The 20437-nt window shown below is 48.5% G+C and carries 16 protein-coding genes; 15 read left to right on the forward strand and 1 reads right to left on the reverse strand.

Going from position 1 to position 20437, the window contains the following annotated elements:
- Positions 1-31: 31 nt before the first annotated feature.
- On the reverse strand, positions 32-1966 hold the full coding sequence (locus L4D19_RS15695) for an ATP-binding protein (protein WP_428453208.1): 1935 nt from the start codon (positions 1964-1966) through the stop codon (positions 32-34).
- A gap of 166 nt (positions 1967-2132) precedes the next feature.
- On the opposite strand from L4D19_RS15695, the gene L4D19_RS15700 reads away from it, so the two are divergent.
- From L4D19_RS15700 to L4D19_RS15770, 15 genes are all read left to right on the forward strand, one after another.
- Complete coding sequence (locus tag L4D19_RS15700; RefSeq protein WP_428453209.1) at positions 2133-3440, forward strand: DUF945 family protein; 1308 nt, start codon at positions 2133-2135, stop codon at positions 3438-3440.
- Between the two features lie 520 nt (positions 3441-3960).
- Complete coding sequence (locus L4D19_RS15705) at positions 3961-4383, forward strand: CBS domain-containing protein (protein ID WP_160650286.1); 423 nt, start codon at positions 3961-3963, stop codon at positions 4381-4383.
- Positions 4384-4539: 156 nt separating this feature from the next.
- Positions 4540-5961, forward strand: coding sequence for an MATE family efflux transporter (locus L4D19_RS15710; RefSeq protein WP_428453238.1), 1422 nt, complete (start codon positions 4540-4542; stop codon positions 5959-5961).
- A gap of 291 nt (positions 5962-6252) precedes the next feature.
- A complete protein-coding gene (locus tag L4D19_RS15715) occupies positions 6253-7668 on the forward strand; it encodes an SLC13 family permease (protein WP_160650284.1) in 1416 nt (471 codons plus the stop codon).
- A 57-nt stretch (positions 7669-7725) separates the two neighbouring features.
- The gene (locus tag L4D19_RS15720) at positions 7726-9051 is read left to right on the forward strand and encodes an ATP-binding protein (protein ID WP_428453210.1); all 1326 of its coding nucleotides are present in this window, start codon (positions 7726-7728) and stop codon (positions 9049-9051) included.
- Between the two features lie 9 nt (positions 9052-9060).
- Complete coding sequence (locus tag L4D19_RS15725; protein ID WP_075765287.1) at positions 9061-9534, forward strand: response regulator; 474 nt, start codon at positions 9061-9063, stop codon at positions 9532-9534.
- 220 nt (positions 9535-9754) lie between these two features.
- Complete coding sequence (locus L4D19_RS15730; RefSeq protein WP_192928502.1) at positions 9755-9931, forward strand: hypothetical protein; 177 nt, start codon at positions 9755-9757, stop codon at positions 9929-9931.
- A gap of 199 nt (positions 9932-10130) precedes the next feature.
- Positions 10131-11657: a hypothetical protein gene (locus tag L4D19_RS15735; RefSeq protein ID WP_428453211.1), complete on the forward strand. Its 1527-nt coding sequence runs from the start codon at positions 10131-10133 to the stop codon at positions 11655-11657.
- Positions 11658-11779: 122 nt separating this feature from the next.
- Positions 11780-14317: a zinc/cadmium/mercury/lead-transporting ATPase gene (locus L4D19_RS15740; protein WP_428453212.1), complete on the forward strand. Its 2538-nt coding sequence runs from the start codon at positions 11780-11782 to the stop codon at positions 14315-14317.
- Positions 14318-14619: 302 nt separating this feature from the next.
- Positions 14620-15387 (forward strand): uridine phosphorylase, encoded by a 768-nt coding sequence (gene udp, locus L4D19_RS15745; RefSeq protein WP_428453213.1) that lies wholly within the window; start codon positions 14620-14622, stop codon positions 15385-15387.
- A gap of 423 nt (positions 15388-15810) precedes the next feature.
- On the forward strand, positions 15811-16488 hold the full coding sequence (locus tag L4D19_RS15750) for a TetR/AcrR family transcriptional regulator (RefSeq protein WP_428453214.1): 678 nt from the start codon (positions 15811-15813) through the stop codon (positions 16486-16488).
- 55 nt (positions 16489-16543) lie between these two features.
- Entirely contained in the window at positions 16544-17296 is a 753-nt protein-coding gene (locus tag L4D19_RS15755) for an outer membrane lipoprotein-sorting protein (protein ID WP_428453215.1), read from the forward strand.
- Between the two features lie 18 nt (positions 17297-17314).
- Positions 17315-18544 (forward strand): ABC transporter permease, encoded by a 1230-nt coding sequence (locus L4D19_RS15760; protein WP_428453216.1) that lies wholly within the window; start codon positions 17315-17317, stop codon positions 18542-18544.
- Positions 18534-19751 (forward strand): ABC transporter permease, encoded by a 1218-nt coding sequence (locus tag L4D19_RS15765; RefSeq protein WP_428453217.1) that lies wholly within the window; start codon positions 18534-18536, stop codon positions 19749-19751. Before L4D19_RS15760 ends, L4D19_RS15765 begins: the two co-directional genes overlap by 11 nt.
- Before the next feature lie 2 nt (positions 19752-19753).
- Positions 19754-20437 carry an ABC transporter ATP-binding protein gene (locus L4D19_RS15770; RefSeq protein WP_428453218.1) on the forward strand — a complete coding sequence of 228 codons (684 nt, stop codon included), beginning with the start codon at positions 19754-19756 and terminating at the stop codon, positions 20435-20437.

Here is a 20437-nt window from a genome sequence, read left to right on the forward strand (position 1 = left end):
TGCGGGCAGCTTGATAACTGCCTGTCCGGTATTAATTGGGTTGGTTGAGCGGTAGCGTCACAATCATGCGGGTAAATTCACCGATTTCCGACTCAACTCTGATAGTGCCGTCATGTTGGTGGATGATTTGCTGGCATACTGACAATCCGATGCCCAAACCAAAATTGCCCTCACGTTTGGTGGTGTAGTTCAGTTCGAAAACTCTCTCCTGTTGTTCGGGTGGGATCCCTTTGCCGTTGTCTTCAACGACTACATCAACGCTTCTCTGCTCTGAACCTGGGGTATAGCGGGTCGAGATATGTATCTCGCCGGGCTCCTCCACAGCATCCAGGGCATTGGAGATCAAGTTTGTCCACACTTGCTGCAGGGCGATGGGCTGGCAATTAAGCTTAGGCAGCGTTGAATACTCCTTGGTGACATGGTGGCGCTTGAGACGGTTTTCAAAAATGACCAGGGTATCTTCCAGCCCTTCATGAAGGTCGACGGTGTGTATGGTTTCATCATCCTGTCGGGCATAGCTCTTCAGGCTTTTGACCAAATCGGCGATGCGGTGGGCGCAGACGTTGATCGAGCGGAGAAAGTTACCCATCTGATAATAGTTATCCCACTCGGCCATTACTGGCTTGAGCTGGTTCTTTTGTGGCAGAAGCCAGTCGCTGAGGTACTCCTGCTTATCAACCCCCATCTGTACGGCTTTCCGGGCTAGCTGGCGATCGTCCAGTACTGATTCAAGCTGCTTGGCACGCTGACGGGTTTCGGAGGTTGATAGCGGACGAGACTGCATGGCCTGCTGAAGGATGTAATTGCCCCGGGTCTGATTTTCGTGGCTGAGCTGCGAGTCAGTGAGTTTGCAAATGGTCTGTTTGAGAGTATCGCTGCCACGCAAAATAGCAGAAACAGGGTTATTGAGCTCATGAGCAACCCCTGCAACCAGCTGGCCGAGCATTGCCATTTTTTCTTTTTCCACCAACTGGTGGTAGGCCTCGTCAAGCGACTTGAGTGTCTGTTGCAGACGCATCTCGGTTTGAATACTGCCCTGAAGCCGACGGTTGAAGTTACGCAGCAACAGGTTGGTGAACAGCGGAAGCAGCTCGCTGCGCGAGTTCATCACCTTGTTAAACAGTTGGCGGTCGAGCTTGATGACATTGGTCGTATCCAGTGTCACCCCGGTAGAGAAAGAAGGCTCCCCGGTAACGAAAGACATGCCGCCGACGAGATGACCGGGACTGACGCGTACTACTTCGTGTTTGTAGCCATGCTCGTCTTTTTTGTACAGCGCAACCTCGCCCTGGGTAATAAACCAGAGAAAGTTGTTCGGTTCGCCTTCCTTGGTGAGTAAGTGCCCTTCGCTGTAGGTGCGGCATGCTCGGTCTTCATCGTTGCCGTTGAAGAATTCATGAAGCGCATCTGTTACCTGGCGGGCAAGGCTGGCATCGTCGATATCATTGGTATTTTGAATAAACCCGGAGCGAAAGCTCGACATCTGTCTTTCTATGTGGGCATTGAGGATACGGCGGTGATCCAGTACCTGGCTATAGCGTAGCCAGTCTTCTTCGGTATGCTTTAGAACAAAAGTCGTCAGCTCTTTGAGCAGAACCTGATGAAGCTCTTTTTTGCTCCAGGGCTTGGTCAGGCAGTAGTGCAGGCGTCCTTCATTGACCGCTTGCATGATGGCATCGAGTTGCGGTTTGTCATTGAGCAGTATCGAGCGTGCCTGGCTGGCGACCGGGTATTGATCCAGCTGAACCAGAAAATCGACGCCGTTGTCACTGCCGAGTTCGTTGTCACAGATCACCATGGCGACACGCTGGTCACTTTGTTCGATAAACTGCAAGGTATCAATTGCCTCTTCGATACTGTAGGCATTGCAAATATCAAACAGTGTGGCGAAGTCCGCTAAATCGCGGTTTAGCCGTTCGACTACACCAGGATCGTCATCCAGACATACAATGACAAAATTATTCACCCTCAATTCCCTATTTGTAGTTTTAGTACTTAAAGTGTACAAGATGCGACCGCAATAGACTGAGATGCTGCTTACAAACCTTTAGTATTAGTCGTTGACTATGCAACGATTATTCAGATTTGCTGTGGTAGACTTAACGTTTCATCTTCAGAGACTGGGACACAAAATGTTGAGAAAAATAGGTGCTGTTGGCGGCGCTGTAGCAATTGTACTGTGCTGGCCATTTGCAACCGGGCAGATTGGTGAGCGTATCTATTTAGATACCGTAGGTAAGTATGAAAATCCCTACCTGACCATCAGCAGTGAAAGCTACGATCGTGGCTATTTGAATTCAGATGCAGTGTCCCGTATTGAAATCAAAGATGACTGGAAGCCGGTATTTGACGAGGAAGGCCTGCCAGCTGTCTGGTATGTACAGCATAAGGTCAGCCATGGCTTTATGGGCGTAACCTCAACCAGTGAACTGGTGCTTGATGAAGAGCTACGGCCAATTGCCGACAAACTGTGGGGCAAAGGGGTTTCACCGATCAGCTTTACCACCAAAACGGCATTGACGCGCAAAACAGACTTCAACATTACGATGAAGCCAGTGAACTTCGATAATGAAGAAGGGGCAAAAGCCGATATAAAAGCATTTGTGCTGGAGGGAACAGTTGATGCCCAAGGTGCCGGTGAGTTTCATTATCAGCTGCCTGATGCAACAGTCACCACGACGGCGCAAGAATCTATGGTCATGACAGGGCTTGAAGGTGGTGGAAAGGGCCGACTTGATGGCCAGTTTTGGATAGGTAGCCAGGATTTTGCGCTCAAGCATGTCAGCTTTAAAGATTTGGTTAACAATAAAACTGTCGAAATCGACAATGTCGCCCTTGGGATGAACAATGTGCTGGCTCAGGTTGAGCAGGCTTCAGGCCAGGGAGAACAGCAGCTGACCAATACCAACAGGATGACGATTGAAAAAATCGTGTCGCTAGATGGCCAGGAGTACCGCAACTTTAACTTTAAGCTGGCATTTTCTGATTTAAATTATCCGGCGATCAGTCGGCTGGGCAATATGGCCGATGACATTGACGAGCAGATGTCTGAACAGCAAGCCAAAGAAGCCGCGCTTGCACTTGATCTGCTGGTGGCCAAAGGGTTGAAATTTACCATTGAAGACCTAAGTCTGGTTACTCCCAAAGGGGATGTGAAAAGTCATCTGAATCTGGTTATTGCGCCGGGAATTGCTCGTGCATCTGAAAACATGGCGAAGATTTCGGAGAAGCTGACAGGTGATATTAGCCTGCTTCTGCCGATCCAGTTGGTTGACGAGGATCCGATCCTGTTTGAAAAGGCATCGATGATGGAACAAAGCGGTATCGTCGAGAAAGGGGCTGATTACTACTCGCTACAAATGCAGATTGAAGGGGATAAGATCATTCTTGCTTCTGGCGATCAATTGCCGCTGGCAATGCTGCTGATGCTGTTTATGTAAGCCTGATTGCCCAACTGCGCTATGAATCAGCGTGGCAAATAGAGTTATACCCAAGCTACCTCAAGATGCAGGATTCAGAGTGAGACCAGCGGGTTCAGTTCAAGGAAAGTAACGGTAGGAATGGTAGTCCCTTTCAACGTTATTTGACACAGAAATGGGCACGCTGGCTCACTCCCAATGGGCGAGTTTACTTGGCTTCTATGCGTTGTTACCGATTATTAATTTAGAGCCACTAGATTTTCTAATCGGTGCCTAGCCTACAAGCCAAGTAATTCTCGCTGAAACGAGCATCTTGAGGCAGCTTGGGTATATGTTGCATAGTTAAAGAACCCGTTCTTCAAGGCGGGTTTTTTGTTGCGCCGAACTTAGTCGCTTTGCTTGATAGAATAAATCTATTGATAAAATTACTTATTTCTATTTAGTAATTTCAGATAAATGAACGACACTTAATTTAACGCAACAGGTAGAAGAATATGAACTTCCTGTTTTTCTTGCATTAATAATTCATTTAGGGGGATGCATGGAGTCGTTAAAAGTCAAAGATTACATGAATGCGCGCCCGGTAACATTTGATCCCGATATGTCATTGTCTCAGGCTCTCGATAAGTTACTGACAGCCAAACAAATCGGTGGCCCGGTAATCAATGAAACCAAAAAGGTCGTCGGCTTTCTATCTGAACAGGATATGATTCATAAGTTGTTGAAAGTTGGTTATTATTGCCAAGATACCCATACCGTCGGCGAGTGTATGCGCCAGGATGTTCTGACCGTGTCACCTGAAGATTCCATTATCGAACTTGCTGAAGTTATGACAGGTCAGAAACCTAAAATATATCCCGTTATTGACCCCGAGACAAAACGGTTGATGGGGGTTATTACCCGCCGCGATGTATTGACGGCTATCAGTAACCAGATTGTTGACTGTTTCAAGCATCCGGTATAAAACGTATTGATATGATTGTAAAAAGGCGCTTGATGCGCCTTTTCTTTTTGTCTGTAAACCAAAAAAATAAAGAAGAAGGGAGCGGTAGTGGCCAAATCACCCCAGGATAAGCATTCCAGTGAGAATGTTCATGCCAAGTTTGTCACTGGCTCGCCGATGAAACACATCGTTGTCATGTCGGGAACCGGCGCAATCGGACTGATGGCACTCTTTCTTGTCGATTTGCTGGATATGTTTTTTATCAGCTTGCTGGGTGAGATTGAACTGGCTGCTGCCATTGGATTTGCAGGTACCCTGGTGTTTTTTTCTACCTCGGCCTCGATAGGAACGTCTATCGCGATGGGGGCTCTGGTATCTCGTGCGCTGGGGGCGGGAGACAAGAACAAGGCGCGATGCATGACAGTCAATGTCATGATTTTTGCCTTTATTATCAGCTGCATTCTGGTGTCTCTAATGATGTGGCAGCTCCCTCAACTGCTGGCAATGATAGGTGCCAAGGGGCGGGTTGCCGAAGCGGCGACAGAGTACCTGACAATCCTGCTTCCCAGTGCGCCAATGATTGCCATATCAATGTCAGCGGGGGCTGCACTTCGTGGTGTCGGGGATGCGCGGCGCTCAATGGTTGCGACACTGATAGGCGGCGGTGCCAATGCTATTCTCGATCCGCTATTTATTTTTGGTTTGTCAATGGGCGTGCAGGGTGCGGCGATTGCCTCTGTCTTTGCCCGGTTGGCTGTGCTGATCTTCTCATTACATGCCGTGATTGTGCGTCATGATCTGGTTGGCCGGCCTGAGTTGAAGTCTTTTGTCGCTTCATTGCTACCGGTTTCCGCCATTGCCTTCCCTGCGATTTTAACCAATACGGCCACACCGATCGGAAACGCGATTGTGACCAGTAACATTGCGCAGTTTGGCGAGAGCTTTGTTGCTGGGTATGCAGTGATCGGGCGTATCATGCCTGTCAGTTTTGCATTGATTTTCTCGTTATCTGGCGCAATTGGCCCGATTATTGGTCAGAACTTCGGGGCAGAGCGCTGGGATCGGATCATCCGCTCATTGCGCGATGCAATGTTGTTTGTCTCGCTTTACTGTGTGCTGGTATCTGTCGTTTTATGGTCGGCACAGGACAGCTTGATTGCCCTGTTTAGCCTTCAGGGGGATGCTGCCGAGTTGCTGTCAATTTTCTGCTCTTATGTTGCTGTCACCTTTATCTTCAACGGTGCCTTGTTTGTTGCTAATGCTGCTTTTAATAACCTCAATCGCCCGACCTGGTCGACAGCGCTGAATATGGGGAAGGCGACGATTGGAACCATTCCATTCGTCATGCTTGGTGGATATATTGGCGGTGCGGGTGGCGTATTAATAGGCCAGGCTCTGGGCTCCGTGATGTTTGGCGTATTGGGGGTGATACTGGTTATGAAGCAGGTTAGTATCATGGCATGCGAGCATGAGCAAAAACAGGTTGAACTGGAAGTGTTGGAACCTCAGGTACCGCTAACACCATTTTGTTCTTCCCGAACTTATATGGGGCAGGAAGATGCACTGGACGAGCAGTTGGTGAGCGACACAAAATCGTAAATCCGCCACATTCTAGGCCCATGATTTCTGTTGTGGGCCGAACCCTCAGAAACGTTAAAATTATTTACATTTCACTTGTTTATTGATCTGATTCGAAGAAATCCCGCAGCGTTACTAGCACAATACTTACCACCAAAGAGTTATGTGTTTGTCGGCTCCAAATCGCCTTAAGCCGGCAGATCCTTATGCCTGTTGTCGTTTCTTCCGAATAACTAGAATCCTCGGAATATCCTAAAGGATGGATGTGGGCATGAGATGCAGATTTTATTGTTTTAAGGGAATATCCACATCATGCGCCAATATATCAGGTACATTGTGCCTATCCTGATCCCGCTTCTGATCTTAATCCTGCCGGCCTCGGCATTTCCGGTTGAAGGTCTGACCGTTATCCAACAGCGTGTTATTGCCATATTTTTGCTGGCAGCTTTGTGCTGGGTACTTGAGCCGATCCCTATTTACGCCACCTCGGTGGTGATCATCGTACTGGAGCTACTGCTCCTGTCGAACAAGGGGCTTTACTTGTTTCGTGGTGGAGAAGGGCAGTCTCATTTTGGTGAGCTGCTGAACTACAGTGATATCATGGCCACCTTTGCCAGTCCGATTATTATGCTGTTTCTGGGTGGTTTCTTTCTTGCCATGGCAGCAACCAAGTACCGACTGGATGTCAACTTAGCGCGGGTGCTGCTGAAACCGTTTGGTACCCAGCCTAAGTACGTTATGTTTGGCTTGATGCTGATCACCGCTATTTTCTCTATGTTCATGTCAAATACCGCCACCACGGCTATGATGCTGTCGATTCTGGCGCCGGTGATTGCGCTGTTTGGTGCCAAGGATCCGGGCAAGATTGCGTTTGCACTTTGTATCCCGGTGGCGGCCAATATCGGTGGTATTGGTACCCCAATCGGTACGCCGCCGAATGCGATTGCCCTTAAGTACCTGACAGGCGAGAACTTAATCACCTTTGGTGAATGGATGTTCTTTGGTGTTCCTTTTGTTGCGGTATTACTGGTGTTTGCCTGGGGGCTTATCAATACGCTCTATCCGGCCAAACAGGAGAAAATTGAGCTCACTATCAAAGGGAAGTTCCTGAAAACGCCAAAAGCGATAACTGTCTATATCACTTTCGCCCTGACAATTATTCTGTGGCTGATGGGATCTGCCCACGGTATGAACTCCTATACCGTTGCGCTTATTCCAGTCGCCGTGTTCTCGCTGACCGGCATCATTAACAAAGAAGACCTGAAGAAAATTTCCTGGGATGTGCTGTGGCTGGTTTCGGGCGGTATTGCGCTGGGTCTGGCACTTGATCAGACAGGCCTGGCCCGCCTGATGGTTCATAGCATTCCGTTCGATAGCTACTCGCCATACATTGTATTGGCTGGCTCGGCATTACTGTGCCTGCTGATGGCCAACTTTATGTCTCATACTGCGACGGCTAACTTGTTGATGCCTATTATGGCGGCATTAGGTACTTCTATGACGTCGCTGGTACCGCTGGGCGGCGAGATCACTTTGATTCTCGTGGTGACCTTTGCGGCATCGCTCGGTATGTCTTTGCCTATCAGTACGCCGCCCAACGCACTGGCGCATGCCACTGGTCATGTGCAGAGCAACCAGATGGCCCGGGTTGGTGTGATTATTGGTGTCGTGGGTGTGTTACTGAGTTTCGTGATGATTTGGGCACTGCACCTCATCGATCACATTTAACTGGAGCTTGGGTCGCCCGAACAACAGGGGCGGGCCCTGTTTTACCCCGGAGAGCAGATGCATCAACCGAAAGCCCTACAGCGTATTATCGATACCTATTTTCGCGAACCGTCTCGCTCGGTGAGCGTCAAGGCTGGTACCCAGGTACTTAAGCAGGACGGTTATAACGATAAATTGTACTGGGTGAAGAAAGGCGAGCTTAGTGGCTATCTGAACAAAGAAAACAGTGAACTGACAGCAAGAGTGTTTCGGGTTGAACAAGGTATGTTCTTTGGGGTGCATAGCTTTTTCTCCCGGACATTTGTGGCTTCGACCACGGTTATCGCCGAGACAGATAGTGAACTTGCCTGGATTGACCTTAATACCGAGGCCAAGGAATCGGATATCTACGGCTCTTTCAGTGAGCAGTTCATGCCAGTGATGGTTCATGAGTTGGCACAACGCCAGATGATCACTGGGATACAGGCGCTGGAAAAAGAGAAGGCGCTGCAGAAGCTCTACGCGGCAGAGCAGATGACGACACTAGGCCAGTTGGCAGCAGGGATTGCCCATGAGCTGAACAATGCGGTCGGGGTTCTGAGCAGTAAGACGGAGGGGCTGCAGAGTGCCATTAGCCAGTTTTTGGCCGAAAGTAAACCCGAAGTCAGCCCGTTTATCGACCTCGGCATTTGTGCTGGGCAGTCGTCAACTTCAGCTGAGGCCAGGAAAAGAGCCAAGGAGCTACAAGAGAAGTATGGTCTTGAAAGGGATCAGGCCCGCCAGTTAGCACGGGCACAGCCGAAGGGCGATATCCCGGATTACTGGCTGGAAAATCTGGACGAGGCATTGCAGTACTGGGATATGGGGCGTGATCTGCATGATATGCGGCTGGCGTCAAAGCATGCGGCCAGTATTGTGCGTTCCGTGAAACAGCTCGGCGGCACCGATCATGCTCGTCAGCCTGATATCGACATTAACGATACGATCCATAAATCGTTGTCGCTGCTGCAAAGCAACTTGCGGCGGGTCAATGTCGTATTACGTCCGGCAGTACTGCCGACAATTACCGCCAGTACCACCGAGTTGGTACAGGTATGGGTGAATATCATCAAAAATGCCTGTGATGCAATGGAAGATACGCAGGAGCCACAGATTGAGATTATCACCCGACATTCAAAAAACCGGTTGCTCATTACCATCAGTAACAACGGTCCGATGATCGATGAGGCAACCCGGAGGAAAGTTTTTCAGCCAAATTTCACCACCAAAAAAGGTGGCCTGCAATTTGGCCTGGGGCTGGGTCTGTCTATCGTGTTACGTATTGTGCATAGCTATGGCGGCACAATTGCACTGAAGAGTGATCCGGAGAAAACCAAATTTCGAATTAAATTGCCAATCGCGTAAGGGATGGTTATGGAAAAACTAAATATCATTTGTGTAGATGATCAACGAGAAGTACTGAGTGCGGTACTCAAAGATCTGGCGCCGCTGAATGACTTTTTTCATGTGGAAGACTGCGAGTCGGCCGATGAAGCGTTGGAGTTGATGGATGAGCTGGATGCAGAAGGTGAGTTTATTGCCTTGGTGATCTCGGATCATGTGATGCCGGGAAAAACCGGCGTGGAGCTGCTGACTGATATTTCTCAGGATCCGCGTTTTACCCAGACTAAGAAAGTACTGCTGACAGGCCAGGCGACCCATCAGGACACAATCGCTGCAATTAACCGTGCCCGGATAGAAAGCTACTTTGAAAAGCCTTGGAAAGCCGATGCGTTACTGACGACGGCACGAAGCCTGATCACTGAATATGTGTTCGATATGGGGCTGGATTATCAGCCGTGGACCGATATTCTAGATAACGGCGTGGTATTCCGTCGCCTTCGCTAATTCCGGCTTTCAAGCAGAATAATTGTCTAGCTGAATGCAAGAAGGACACGTTCTTGCATTCGCTTTTTATTTGCTGCGTTTCTCTGATCACATTTCAAAGCCCCGCCTCGCATGAGAACCTGCTCAAGATCAAGTTAAGAATAATTGGTATGTCTCCGTAGGAATCCATTTCGGCTCATCAACTACTATTAAAATAAGTGGATGACGAGAGGCTGATATCATGGTTGATTTCATTGAAAACATGCGCCGTAAAGGCAAGGCCGAAGAGGATCTGTATTTCGCCGAGCTGGACCGTAAGCTGATTGAAGCCCTGCATGAAAAACAGGCCCGGCAGCTTAAACCGGAGGAAGAGCTAATCGGTAGACAAGAGCAGGCAAACGGCACACCCCAAAAATAGTCAGTACAGGCTCTGTTTGTCTATTGGGTCTAAATGACCTCGATTTTTCTATTTAATCAATATGCTTAAAATCTCTTTGTTAAAAAAAGTGTCTCTACTTGTGTTTGGATGGGGCTAGGTACAAAAGTAAACATGCTATGTACCGATGAAAGCTTTATACTTGCACAATCTAAATTATTGATAAGTAGAGGGTATTAACTTGGGGTTAGATACAGCCTATATACCTGTAAAAAAGCAGGATATCGACTATTTTGTTAGCGAAGTGGCGGCTACGCCTGGCCTGCTGAATAAGCGACTTAACCTATTATCCAAGTCTCAAGACAGTATCACGTTCCTACGGGAAGGCCTGTACGAACGTATTATTTCTCATAATGAACAACATTCCTTTGATGATAACTTTGGATTTGCAGCGTGCGGGATCCTCGCTTATTTGAATCCGTATTATTATGATCGTGGACAATCTTTGATGGATATCGCATTGCGTATTCGCAGCGTGTCTAAGCTCCTGATTGAGCAATTTGAGGATTTTTATACCTGTTTTCCTTCAATTAAGCACTGTGGTGATTCAGGTGTAGCTAACTACCGCTCAGGTGTTTATATTCCTGAAGCAAAGATCGAGGCAGTGCTTGAAATACTGTCAGATCCTGCGGTGAGTGACGTTGCCAATGTTGGACAGCAAGATGGGTTAATGGTCGCTCTTCGCTATGCATTGAAACACAATACAGGTTTGCTAGAGGCATTTGATCTCTACGTTCCTGCCTCAGGCGAATGTTTTACCAGCTTTTATAACATGAAGGCTCAATTTCTTAATAACCTAGACAATGAACTCACCGAAGCTGATTGTGAGCATACGGGTTTGACGATTGGTATTCCAGCACCGTCATCCAGCCAGATAAGCCTTGATGAGTTTGGACAGCTCATTCTTGAGTGGATAGAAATTGAAAACGCACTACCGGCATATAATGGGCAGAGTAACGCAGCAAGGTTAATGCCTGGCGATATAAGCATGACGTTAATGTGCGCAGAATCTACGCCATTAGTGCTTATCAGTACAACTCAAAATATATTTATACATGATTGTCAGCAGTACGTTGCTTTGTTGATAGGCTCGTTATCTGACTTTTTGGAACAAAAAAGCTTGGCTGCGAATTTCTTTATTTCGACTCAGGATGAAAACAAAGTGCCTGAGGACATAGCCTCTGTGGATAACTGTAACCTGCGTTACGGAATGAAGCCTAGCTTCATATTACAAACAAAGCATAATTGGAAGTTTTTGTTTGACGAGCTGCAAGTTGAGATGTGGCTGGGGATGAGTGGAAAAATGCAAGTTTTTCTCAACGGTGATTGCATTGATTCATATAAAGTTAGCTTTACTAAACAGCATCGAACCGTTTTTTTTGCTAATGGGGCTTGGTATACCATTAGTGTCAAAAGCTTCAAATTAACCACGGGCGAGATCGATATACAGCTTCATAAAGGTATGTTCTTACAGGCACGTTTTCGTTTTATTCAAGGTTCTGAAGTTTATCCTAAGAGTGTTAATAGAACACTGATCGCGGGAGAGATGCTGACCGTACTTTTTACTGCCTTGCTTATAATGATGCCAAGACCTTTTACTTTCTTGCCCGTTTTATTGCTACTGGGAGCGATGTATAAATTCAACAAAAGGCATCATTACCAGCTAAAGCCTTTGAGCCTTGATGAAGACGAAGTTGATCAAAAATAGGGCTCCAAGACTGAGAGGACTTAAGGTCAATACATGTTGGCAAGTTTTGTCTTGACCTTAGACTCGACTCCAAGGTTTATAGTTATTGTATTGAATCTATAAAGCATACCGAGGAGAAAAACATGTGTGCTCAATGCAATAACAAGAAACCACATATCCATACTGCGAAACCGACGGCAGTCAGTGCCGGCTCTGTGCAGGTAGAGAATGGTGCAATACAAGATTGTTGCAGTTCATCTGTCGCGGCGAGCTGCTGTGACTCATCCAGCTCTGACAGCAATTGTGATCCAGGTGCTGATGAGGAACCCGCTGCCGGGAGACCTTCCGTTCGTGCCATTCATGCTTCTGCCGACGACTATGTTAAACCGGTATTCTCAATCTCATCAGCGTCTCTGGCGCAGCCTTCCACAATGCAGGAACCGGCGGAAAGTCACTCAGTTTCACACCAAGATCATCATCAGGCACAAGAATTGAACAGTTGCTCTGGTAGCAGTTGTTGTAGCGCAACGATGTCAGCAGAAGACGAGCAGGCACTTGAAGCCGAATTAATTCAGTCAGCCCACTCGAATACATTCAGTTGGAAAGTCCAAAATATGGATTGTCCAAGTTGTGCTAGTAAACTGGAAAAAGCACTGTCTGGGATTGACGGCGTTGAAACCGTCAAAGTTATGTTTGCAACCCAAAAACTTATTGTTAACAGTCAGTCCGATAGTTTGGCTGGCGTTATAGAGACTAAAGCAAAACAAACGGGGTTTCCTCTGGTTTCAACCCGTAGCAAAGACAGTGAAGCAGAAAGTAAGAGTATTCTGCTGCAGAATTTACCCATTATCGCAATTGCGGCGATGATGCTGATATCTTTTGTTATCAACAAAAGCTCAGAAACCTATGGGCTTATCGCCTTTACGCTTACCACCTTGCTAGGCTTAATCCCTATTGTCAAAAAAGCCATTGTTCTTGGTAAAGGTGGTTCGCCGTTTTCTATTGAGACCCTGATGAGTGTAGCTGCCATTGGTGCGCTCTACTTGGGCGAGACAGCGGAAGCTGCGATGGTCTTGCTTCTGTTTCTTGTTGGTGAGCAACTGGAAGGTTATGCCTCGGCCCGTGCCAGAAGCGGGGTAAAAGCCCTGATGGATTTGGTACCGGAAAAAGCAACAGTGGTACGCGCGGATGGCACCAAGGAAAAAGTAGCTGCCGAAGACCTTAAAAAAGGCGATGTGATTGAAGTGGCTCCCGGTGGTCGTCTACCAGCCGATGCCGAGGTTGTCGATATTACGGCAAGTTTTGATGAAAGTGCATTAACGGGTGAATCAGTGCCTGTCGAACGACAGCCTGGCGAACAGGTGATGGCGGGCTCGCTGGTAACAGATAAAGTTGTGCGTTTGAAGATCACATCAGAGCAGGGCGACAACGCCATTGATCGTATCTTGCACCTGATTGAAGATGCCGAGTCGCGTAAAGCGCCGTTAGAGCGTTTTATTGACCGCTTCAGCCGCTGGTATACCCCGGCCATGATAGTGCTGGCTGCTTTGGTAATTGTGATACCGCCTCTGCTATTTGCTCAACCATGGAATGAGTGGCTCTACAAAGGGCTAACCCTGTTGTTGATTGCCTGCCCATGTGCCTTGGTTATCTCGATACCGGCAGCGATTACCTCGGGCTTGGCTGCGGCGGCCCGTCGCGGTGCCCTGATTAAAGGTGGAGCGGCGCTGGAGCAACTGGGTCATATTGAGACGGTTGCTTTCGATAAGACGGGAACACTGACTCAGGGTAAGCCGGTGATGACGGATATTGTCAGCTGGGACGGTGATGAAGACAGGTTGCTGAGTCAGTCAGCTGCTGTCGAGGCCGGTTCTTTACACCCTCTTGCCCAGGCGGTTGTTAATGCTGCGAAACAGCGTGGGCTGACGGTTGTCGAGGCCAATGAGCGTGAGGCCCTGCCGGGGCGCGGGATCCAGGGAAATGTTGATGGCGATACCTTATTGCTGGCAGCTGCTGATAGGTTGCCTGAGTCGGTTACCCTTAATCCGACCCAGCAAATTGAGTCCGAGCAGTTGGAAGGAGAAGGCAAGACACTGGTAGTTGCCGTTCGGAACGGTACACCGGTTGGCCTGATCGCCTGGCGCGATAACCTAAGGGATGACACCCACACAGCTATCAAAGACTTAAAAGCGATGGGGATCCATACCGTTATGCTGACGGGGGATAATCCTCGAGCCGCTGCCGCCATTGCCGGTGAGATTGACATTGACTACCGTGCTGGCTTGCTACCTGCCGACAAAGTCAATGAAGTGCAGCTTGCCAACCAGAGTGCGAAAGTCGCGATGGTAGGTGATGGCATTAACGATGCGCCAGCAATGAAGACGGCATCCATTGGCATCGCGATGGGAGGCGGTACCGACGTGGCGCTTGAAACGGCAGATGCGGCCTTGACCCATAATCGGGTATCGGAGCTTCCGGTGATGATTGCTCTGTCACGGGCGACACTTGCCAATATTCACCAAAATATCGTGATAGCACTTGGGCTAAAGGGAGTATTCCTTGTCACTACTTTACTCGGTATGACAGGCCTTTGGGTCGCAGTTTTGGCCGACAGCGGTGCAACAGCGCTTGTCACACTGAATGCCCTCAGACTGCTTCGCTTTAAAGTGAAGGGTGAATAGTAGGCGCACCTGACCGATTAGTTGCCTTAAGAGCACCACCTTGGTGGTGCTTTTTTTTGTGATGAAAAGCATAGGTAATCGATTTAGTGTGATATTCATCACTTTATTGTGAAATATGAAATTAAGTCTATTTCAATCATTGTGACGCTTGTCACTAAAATCTGTGATTCTATCGGCTATCGTTAACATGTGTTTTGAGAATGCTTTGATTAGAGTATTGTCAAAACACAATTTTTTTTGAAAAAGAGCCGCGGACCTCAACTTCCCTATCACGCGGTAACAGTATAAGAAAGGATATGATTATGTCTGACAACGCAGTTTTCCATCTAGGTGTTAACAAAGAAGATCTTAACGGTGCAGAACTAGCAATTATTCCAGGCGATCCAGCACGTGTTGAAAAAATTGCTAACCTAATGGATAACCCTGAGTTCCTGGCAAGTGCACGTGAGTACACAGTTTACCGCGCTAAGCTTGACGGAAAGTCTGTTGTTGTTTGTTCAACAGGTATCGGTGGTCCATCTACGTCTATCGCAGTAGAAGAGCTGGCTCAGCTAGGTGTTCGTACCTTCCTGCGTGTAGGTACAACTGGTGCAATCCAGCCGCACATCAATGTTGGTGATATGATCGTATCAACTGGTTCTGTTCGTCTGGACGGTGCTAGCCTTCACTTTGCTCCAATGGAGTTCCCAGCAGTAGCAGACTTCAACGTTGCAACTGCAATGAAAGCAGCATGTGATGCTGATGGTGCAACAGTACACACAGGTGTAACAGCATCTTCAGATACGTTCTACCCAGGTCAGGAGCGTTACGACACATTCTCAGGCCGCGTTGTACGCCGTTTCCAGGGTTCAATGGATGAGTGGCAGCAAATGGGTGTTCTGAACTTCGAAATGGAGTCAGCAACATTGCTAACAATGTGTGCAAGCTCAGGTCTACGAGCAGGTTGTGTAGCCGGTGTTATCATCAACCGTACTCAGAAAGAAATCCCAGATCACGCTACGTTGAAAGAAACAGAAGCGCGTTCTATCAAAGTGGTAGTAGAAGCCGCTCGTCGCATGCTGGCCGAGTAATAGCTATCACTGGCTATTTAATACGATAGCTGTGTTGGAAGTGCTCATTGATAGTTATCAACTGCGCGCTTCCGCCTTGCTCTCGAATTAAATTCCAGCGAGTTTGTTTACCACTAAACACATTAAACCGATGCTCAAGCGTCGGTTTTTTTATGCCTCCAACTCTTGTCTTCACATCGAAAGTGTCACCATCATTTGGGTTAACAGAGTACTTCTTTAATTCAGATGTTTTTTGCCTCTGGCTTCGCTGTTTTCTTTGCCATCTGCCATCTGCCATCTGGCATTTGAGCTCACAGTTCAACGATATGCTGGTCAAATAACAACCATATTTCTTGCATAACTAAAACCACCTGCATATATTTTATACACATACCGACGGTCGGTCGGTTTTAAATATCATTGAGAATGTGTGAGAAGAGCCTTATGGCGAGAGTGGTAAAAGCGGCAGACGAGAGGCGCAGCGAATTTATTGCTGCGGCGCAAAGCTTGTTTTATAGCAAGGGGTATGAGAGTACGTCAGTGAATGATCTGATTAACGCTGTCGGTGTATCAAAAGGTGCTTTCTATCATTACTTTGATTCCAAGCAGGCGGTGCTGGAGGCCTTGGTTGATGACATGCAACTGCAGTATCAAGCTTTGGTAGGCGATCTTGTAACGTCACCGGATCTCGATGCGATCAGTAAGTGGAATCAGCTGCTGGCGATGACCAACCAATGGAAGATTGAACAAAAAGACGGGCTGCTTAGCTTTGCCAGGATCATCAACATGGATGAAAACCTGACCCTCAAACATAAGTTGATGGCGGGAAGCGCGAAGTTATTGGTTGCCGACTACGCCGTAATTATACAGCAAGGTATAGATGAGGGCGTATTTGATACCCAGTCACCGGCGGATGTGGCCGAGCTGGTGGTTTCACTTTTGTATGCCTTTTCTGAAGCGGTAACTGATTTGCTGTTGCATCAAGAGCAGTATGAGCAGCCACTGCAGAAGGCAATCAGTAAAGTTGAGGCAGCCCAGCAATCTGTTGAGCGTATTCTTGGTGCACAGAAAGGCTCTTTGATGCTCATCGATCAAGCGACATTGGCAGCCTGGTTTAAATAAACGCGCCTGTTTAAGCAGTAAGGCGAGTTACAAACAATTTGCTAAGGAATAAGTGATGCGTGTTGTTCCCTGTTTTATCGCAATGATGGTTAGCCTGTTTTCATCAGCCTTGTTAGCCGAGACGGCAACAGAAATCGTCAGAAAATCTGATCTGCAAATGCGGGGGGATTCAAGCTATACCGAAGCGACCATGAAGATCATTCGCCCGACCTGGACCCGCACCATGAGTATGAAAACCTGGAGCAAGGGCATGGATCTGTCGCTGGTGCTGGTAACAGCCCCTGCAAAAGACAAAGGCAGTGCCTCGCTCAAGCGTTATCGGGAAATGTGGAACTGGATCCCGAGTATCGAGCGAGTTGTTAAAATTGCACCATCAATGCTGAGTCAGTCATGGATGGGATCGGACTTTACCAATGATGATCTAATCAACCAGTCTTCCATTGTGGTGGACTACCGGCACCAGATGGTCGGCAAGGAAGTGTTTGATGGCGACCAGACCTGGGTTATCGATGCTATTGCCAAGCCGAATGCGCCCGTGGTGTGGAACAAGGTGCGATTGTGGATCTCGCAATCTACCTACTTGCAGCGCAAGGTTGAGTTCTACGACGAGTTCGATGAACTGGTCAATACCATGAAAACCTATGATGTGAAAATGCTCGGAGGGCGCCAGCTTGCATCCAGAATGGAAATGCTGCCAGCGGATAAGCCGGGTAACAAAACCCAAATTATTACACATCAGGCGCAATTTAACTTTGCCGTCAAAGACAGCTTCTTCTCGCTAAGCCAGATGAAAGCGCTGCGCGACTAACGCAAACCAGGAGGCGGTATGTTAGTGAAGTTAGCGTGGCGTAATCTATGGCGCCAGAAGCGGCGAACGGTGCTGACGGCATCGGCACTGGCATTGGCGCTCGCTTTGTCATTGTTCATGCGCTGCCTGCAAGAGGGAAGCTATGCCAATAACATTGAAAATGCTGCTCGCTTCTATACTGGGTTGATCCAGATTCAGCATCCGGAATTTTCAGACAGCCAGAGCATTGATGACTTGTTGCCAGCCAATGGCCAGTTCATTGCGGCAGTAAAGAACCACCCGAATATCGAACGTATTTTGCCGAGAATAGAGTCTTTTGCCTTGGCGGCTGCTGGTGATAAGTCTAAAGGTGTCATGGTAATGGGCGTACTCCCCGAGCAAGAAGATGATTATTCGAATATTGCCGGAAAGCTCAGTGAGGGGACGTTTCTGTCGGCCGATGATAAGCAGGTGCTGATAGGCGAAGGACTGGCCCGCTTTCTGGAATTGCAGGTTGGTGACGAGATCATTCTCTATGGACAGGGATACCGGGGCCAGACTGCAGCTGGCTTGTATCCAGTCAAGGGGATACTGGATTTCCCGATGCCTCAGCTCGATAACCAACTGGTGTATATGCCGTTGGCCCTTGCTCAGACGTTATACAGTACAGAACAGCAGCTTACAGCATGGGTACTCCATACCCGTCAGTTGTCGGAACTGCCACAGACTGTTGCCGAGATAGAGGCAGACTATGCCGGACAGGCAAACGTTCGAGACTGGCAAGATTTGTCTCCGGAAATGGCCCAGCAAATCCTGATGGATAAGGCGGGGGGCATCATCATGATGTATCTGCTTTATGGGGTGGTGGGTTTTGGTTTGTTTGCGACCTTGCTGATGATGACGCTGGAGCGTCAGCGGGAATTTGGGGTCATGTTGGCCACCGGGCTGCTGCGAAAGCGGCTGATTGCCCTTATCACTATTGAATCCTTATTTATCGCTCTGCTAGGTGTGGTTATCGGTTTGGTCATCGCAGCACCGTTTTTGATCTGGTTTTATTATAACCCGATAGTACTGACGGGCGAGACGGCGGAAATGATCCTGGAAATGGGCTGGGATCCCGTGTTGCCGGTATTGCTGGAGCCCTGGCTGTTCGTCAATCAGATAACCATAGTATTGGGCCTGTTGTTGCTTTGCATGCTCTATCCGATGTGGCGTGTCTATCGGCTGGATTTGGTCAGTGCGCTAAAAGGAGGTGGACATGCTGGTTAAATTGGCCTGGCGCAACCTTTGGCGCAATAAATTACGTACCGGCATCATGCTCAGTGCCATGGTTTTCGGCCTCATGGGTGTGGTGAGTATGATGGGGTTCATGACTGGTATGTATGGCAGCATGATTGATAATGCCATCGCCTGGCAGACCAGCCATATCCAAATTCATAACAGTCGTTATCTCACCAACCCTGATATCAACTCAACCATTGTTGATTCACGCCAGCTTATTGCAAAGATTGAACAGTTGCCGCAGGTCAAAGCCTTGTCTGCCCGGTTTGTGGCTGATGGGATGGTGGCTTCGGCACGCAGCGCTCGCGGGGTCAGGATCAATGGTATCGATCTGGTATCCGAAGCGTCGGTTACTCCGCTCGCAGCCAATATCAGGCAAGGGGAGTGGTTATCGGCCGAAGGACGAAATCCGATACTGGTCTCAATCAAAACGGTTGAGCGATTGCGGCTGCGTATTGGTTCCAAGGTCGTGCTGACCTTTACCAATGCCAGCGGTGATGTAACCGGTGCTGCTTTTCGTGTTCGCGGGATATTTAAAACGCCCTCGTCGGGATTCGATGAAGGCAATGTCTTTGTCAGGCGCAGTGATTTAACCGCATTGGCCGGTATTGAGGGCAGCCATGAAATCGCTGTATTGCTGGATGATGAGCAGGCGGCATTTGCGCTGCGGGATGAATTGCAGAAGCAATCATCTGCGCAAAATACCGTTCGTGACTGGCAGCAGGTACAGCCGATGCTGGCATCAATCATTAATCAGATGGGAACCAGCAATGCAATCATGCTAGGCATTTTCGTCCTCGCCCTGAGTTTCGGCATCATTAACATCATGCTTATGTCAGTATTTGAGCGTACCCGGGAATTTGGTGTGCTGATGGCGGTCGGAATGCAAAAGCACAATATCTTTTTGCTAATCATGCTTGAAACGGCCTGGTTGGGTGTCAGCGGGGCCCTGCTGGGGATAGCAGGCAGTCTCGGATTAATGCAGTTGCTGCAGCATACCGGTGTGCCGCTCGGAAAGGTGGCTGAAGGCCTGGGGGCATTTGGGGTTGATACCACCTTGTACCCTCAGGTGTCTCTGGCGGACTATCAGATGATTTTTATAACTGTCGTCGCGGCGAGCCTCTTAGCCGCCCTTTATCCGGCGCGGCAAATTCTAAAACAGCGTCCAGTTGATGCAATGGCGGAGAAACATTGATCATGACGATTCAGACCAACCAGCTTTGTAAGACCTATAACCCTGATTCGGACTTTCCGGTACAGGCCGTAAAGAGCCTGGATTTGTCCATCGAGCAGGGAGAATTTGTTGCTGTGATGGGGCCTTCGGGCTCAGGCAAGACGACCTTGCTCAATATGTTGGGTGGCATCGATATACCGACCTCCGGTGAGGTACGTATCGACGACTGTGACATTTGTGAGCTGAAAGAGAAGGAGCTGATTGCTTTTCGTCGCGACCATATCGGTTTTATTTTTCAGGACTACAGTCTGCTGCCGGTCCTGACTGCATTGGAAAATGTCGAGTTCGTGATGCAGTTGCAGGGACACAGTGAAAAAGCGTGCCGCCAGCGAGCCGAAGAGCTGCTACAGCAGGTTGGCCTTACCGAGCAGCAACACAAAATACCTGCCAAGTTATCAGGCGGTCAGCAACAACGGGTAGCCGTGGCAAGGGCATTGGCTCCAAGGCCGCGCTTTGTGATGGCTGATGAACCGACGGCCAACCTCGATGCGCAAAGCACCGCTGAGCTGCTTGATATTATGCAGCAGCTAAACGAGAAAGAAGGCACGACGTTTATATTCTCGACTCATGATCCGCGGGTGATCAAACGGGCACGCCGGGTGATTGTTTTTGAAGACGGGGAACTCAAAGAGGATCGCCGCCAGTGA

This window comes from Photobacterium kasasachensis, assembly GCF_050336885.1.
In the GTDB taxonomy this organism is placed as follows: Bacteria; Pseudomonadota; Gammaproteobacteria; order Enterobacterales; family Vibrionaceae; genus Photobacterium; species Photobacterium kasasachensis.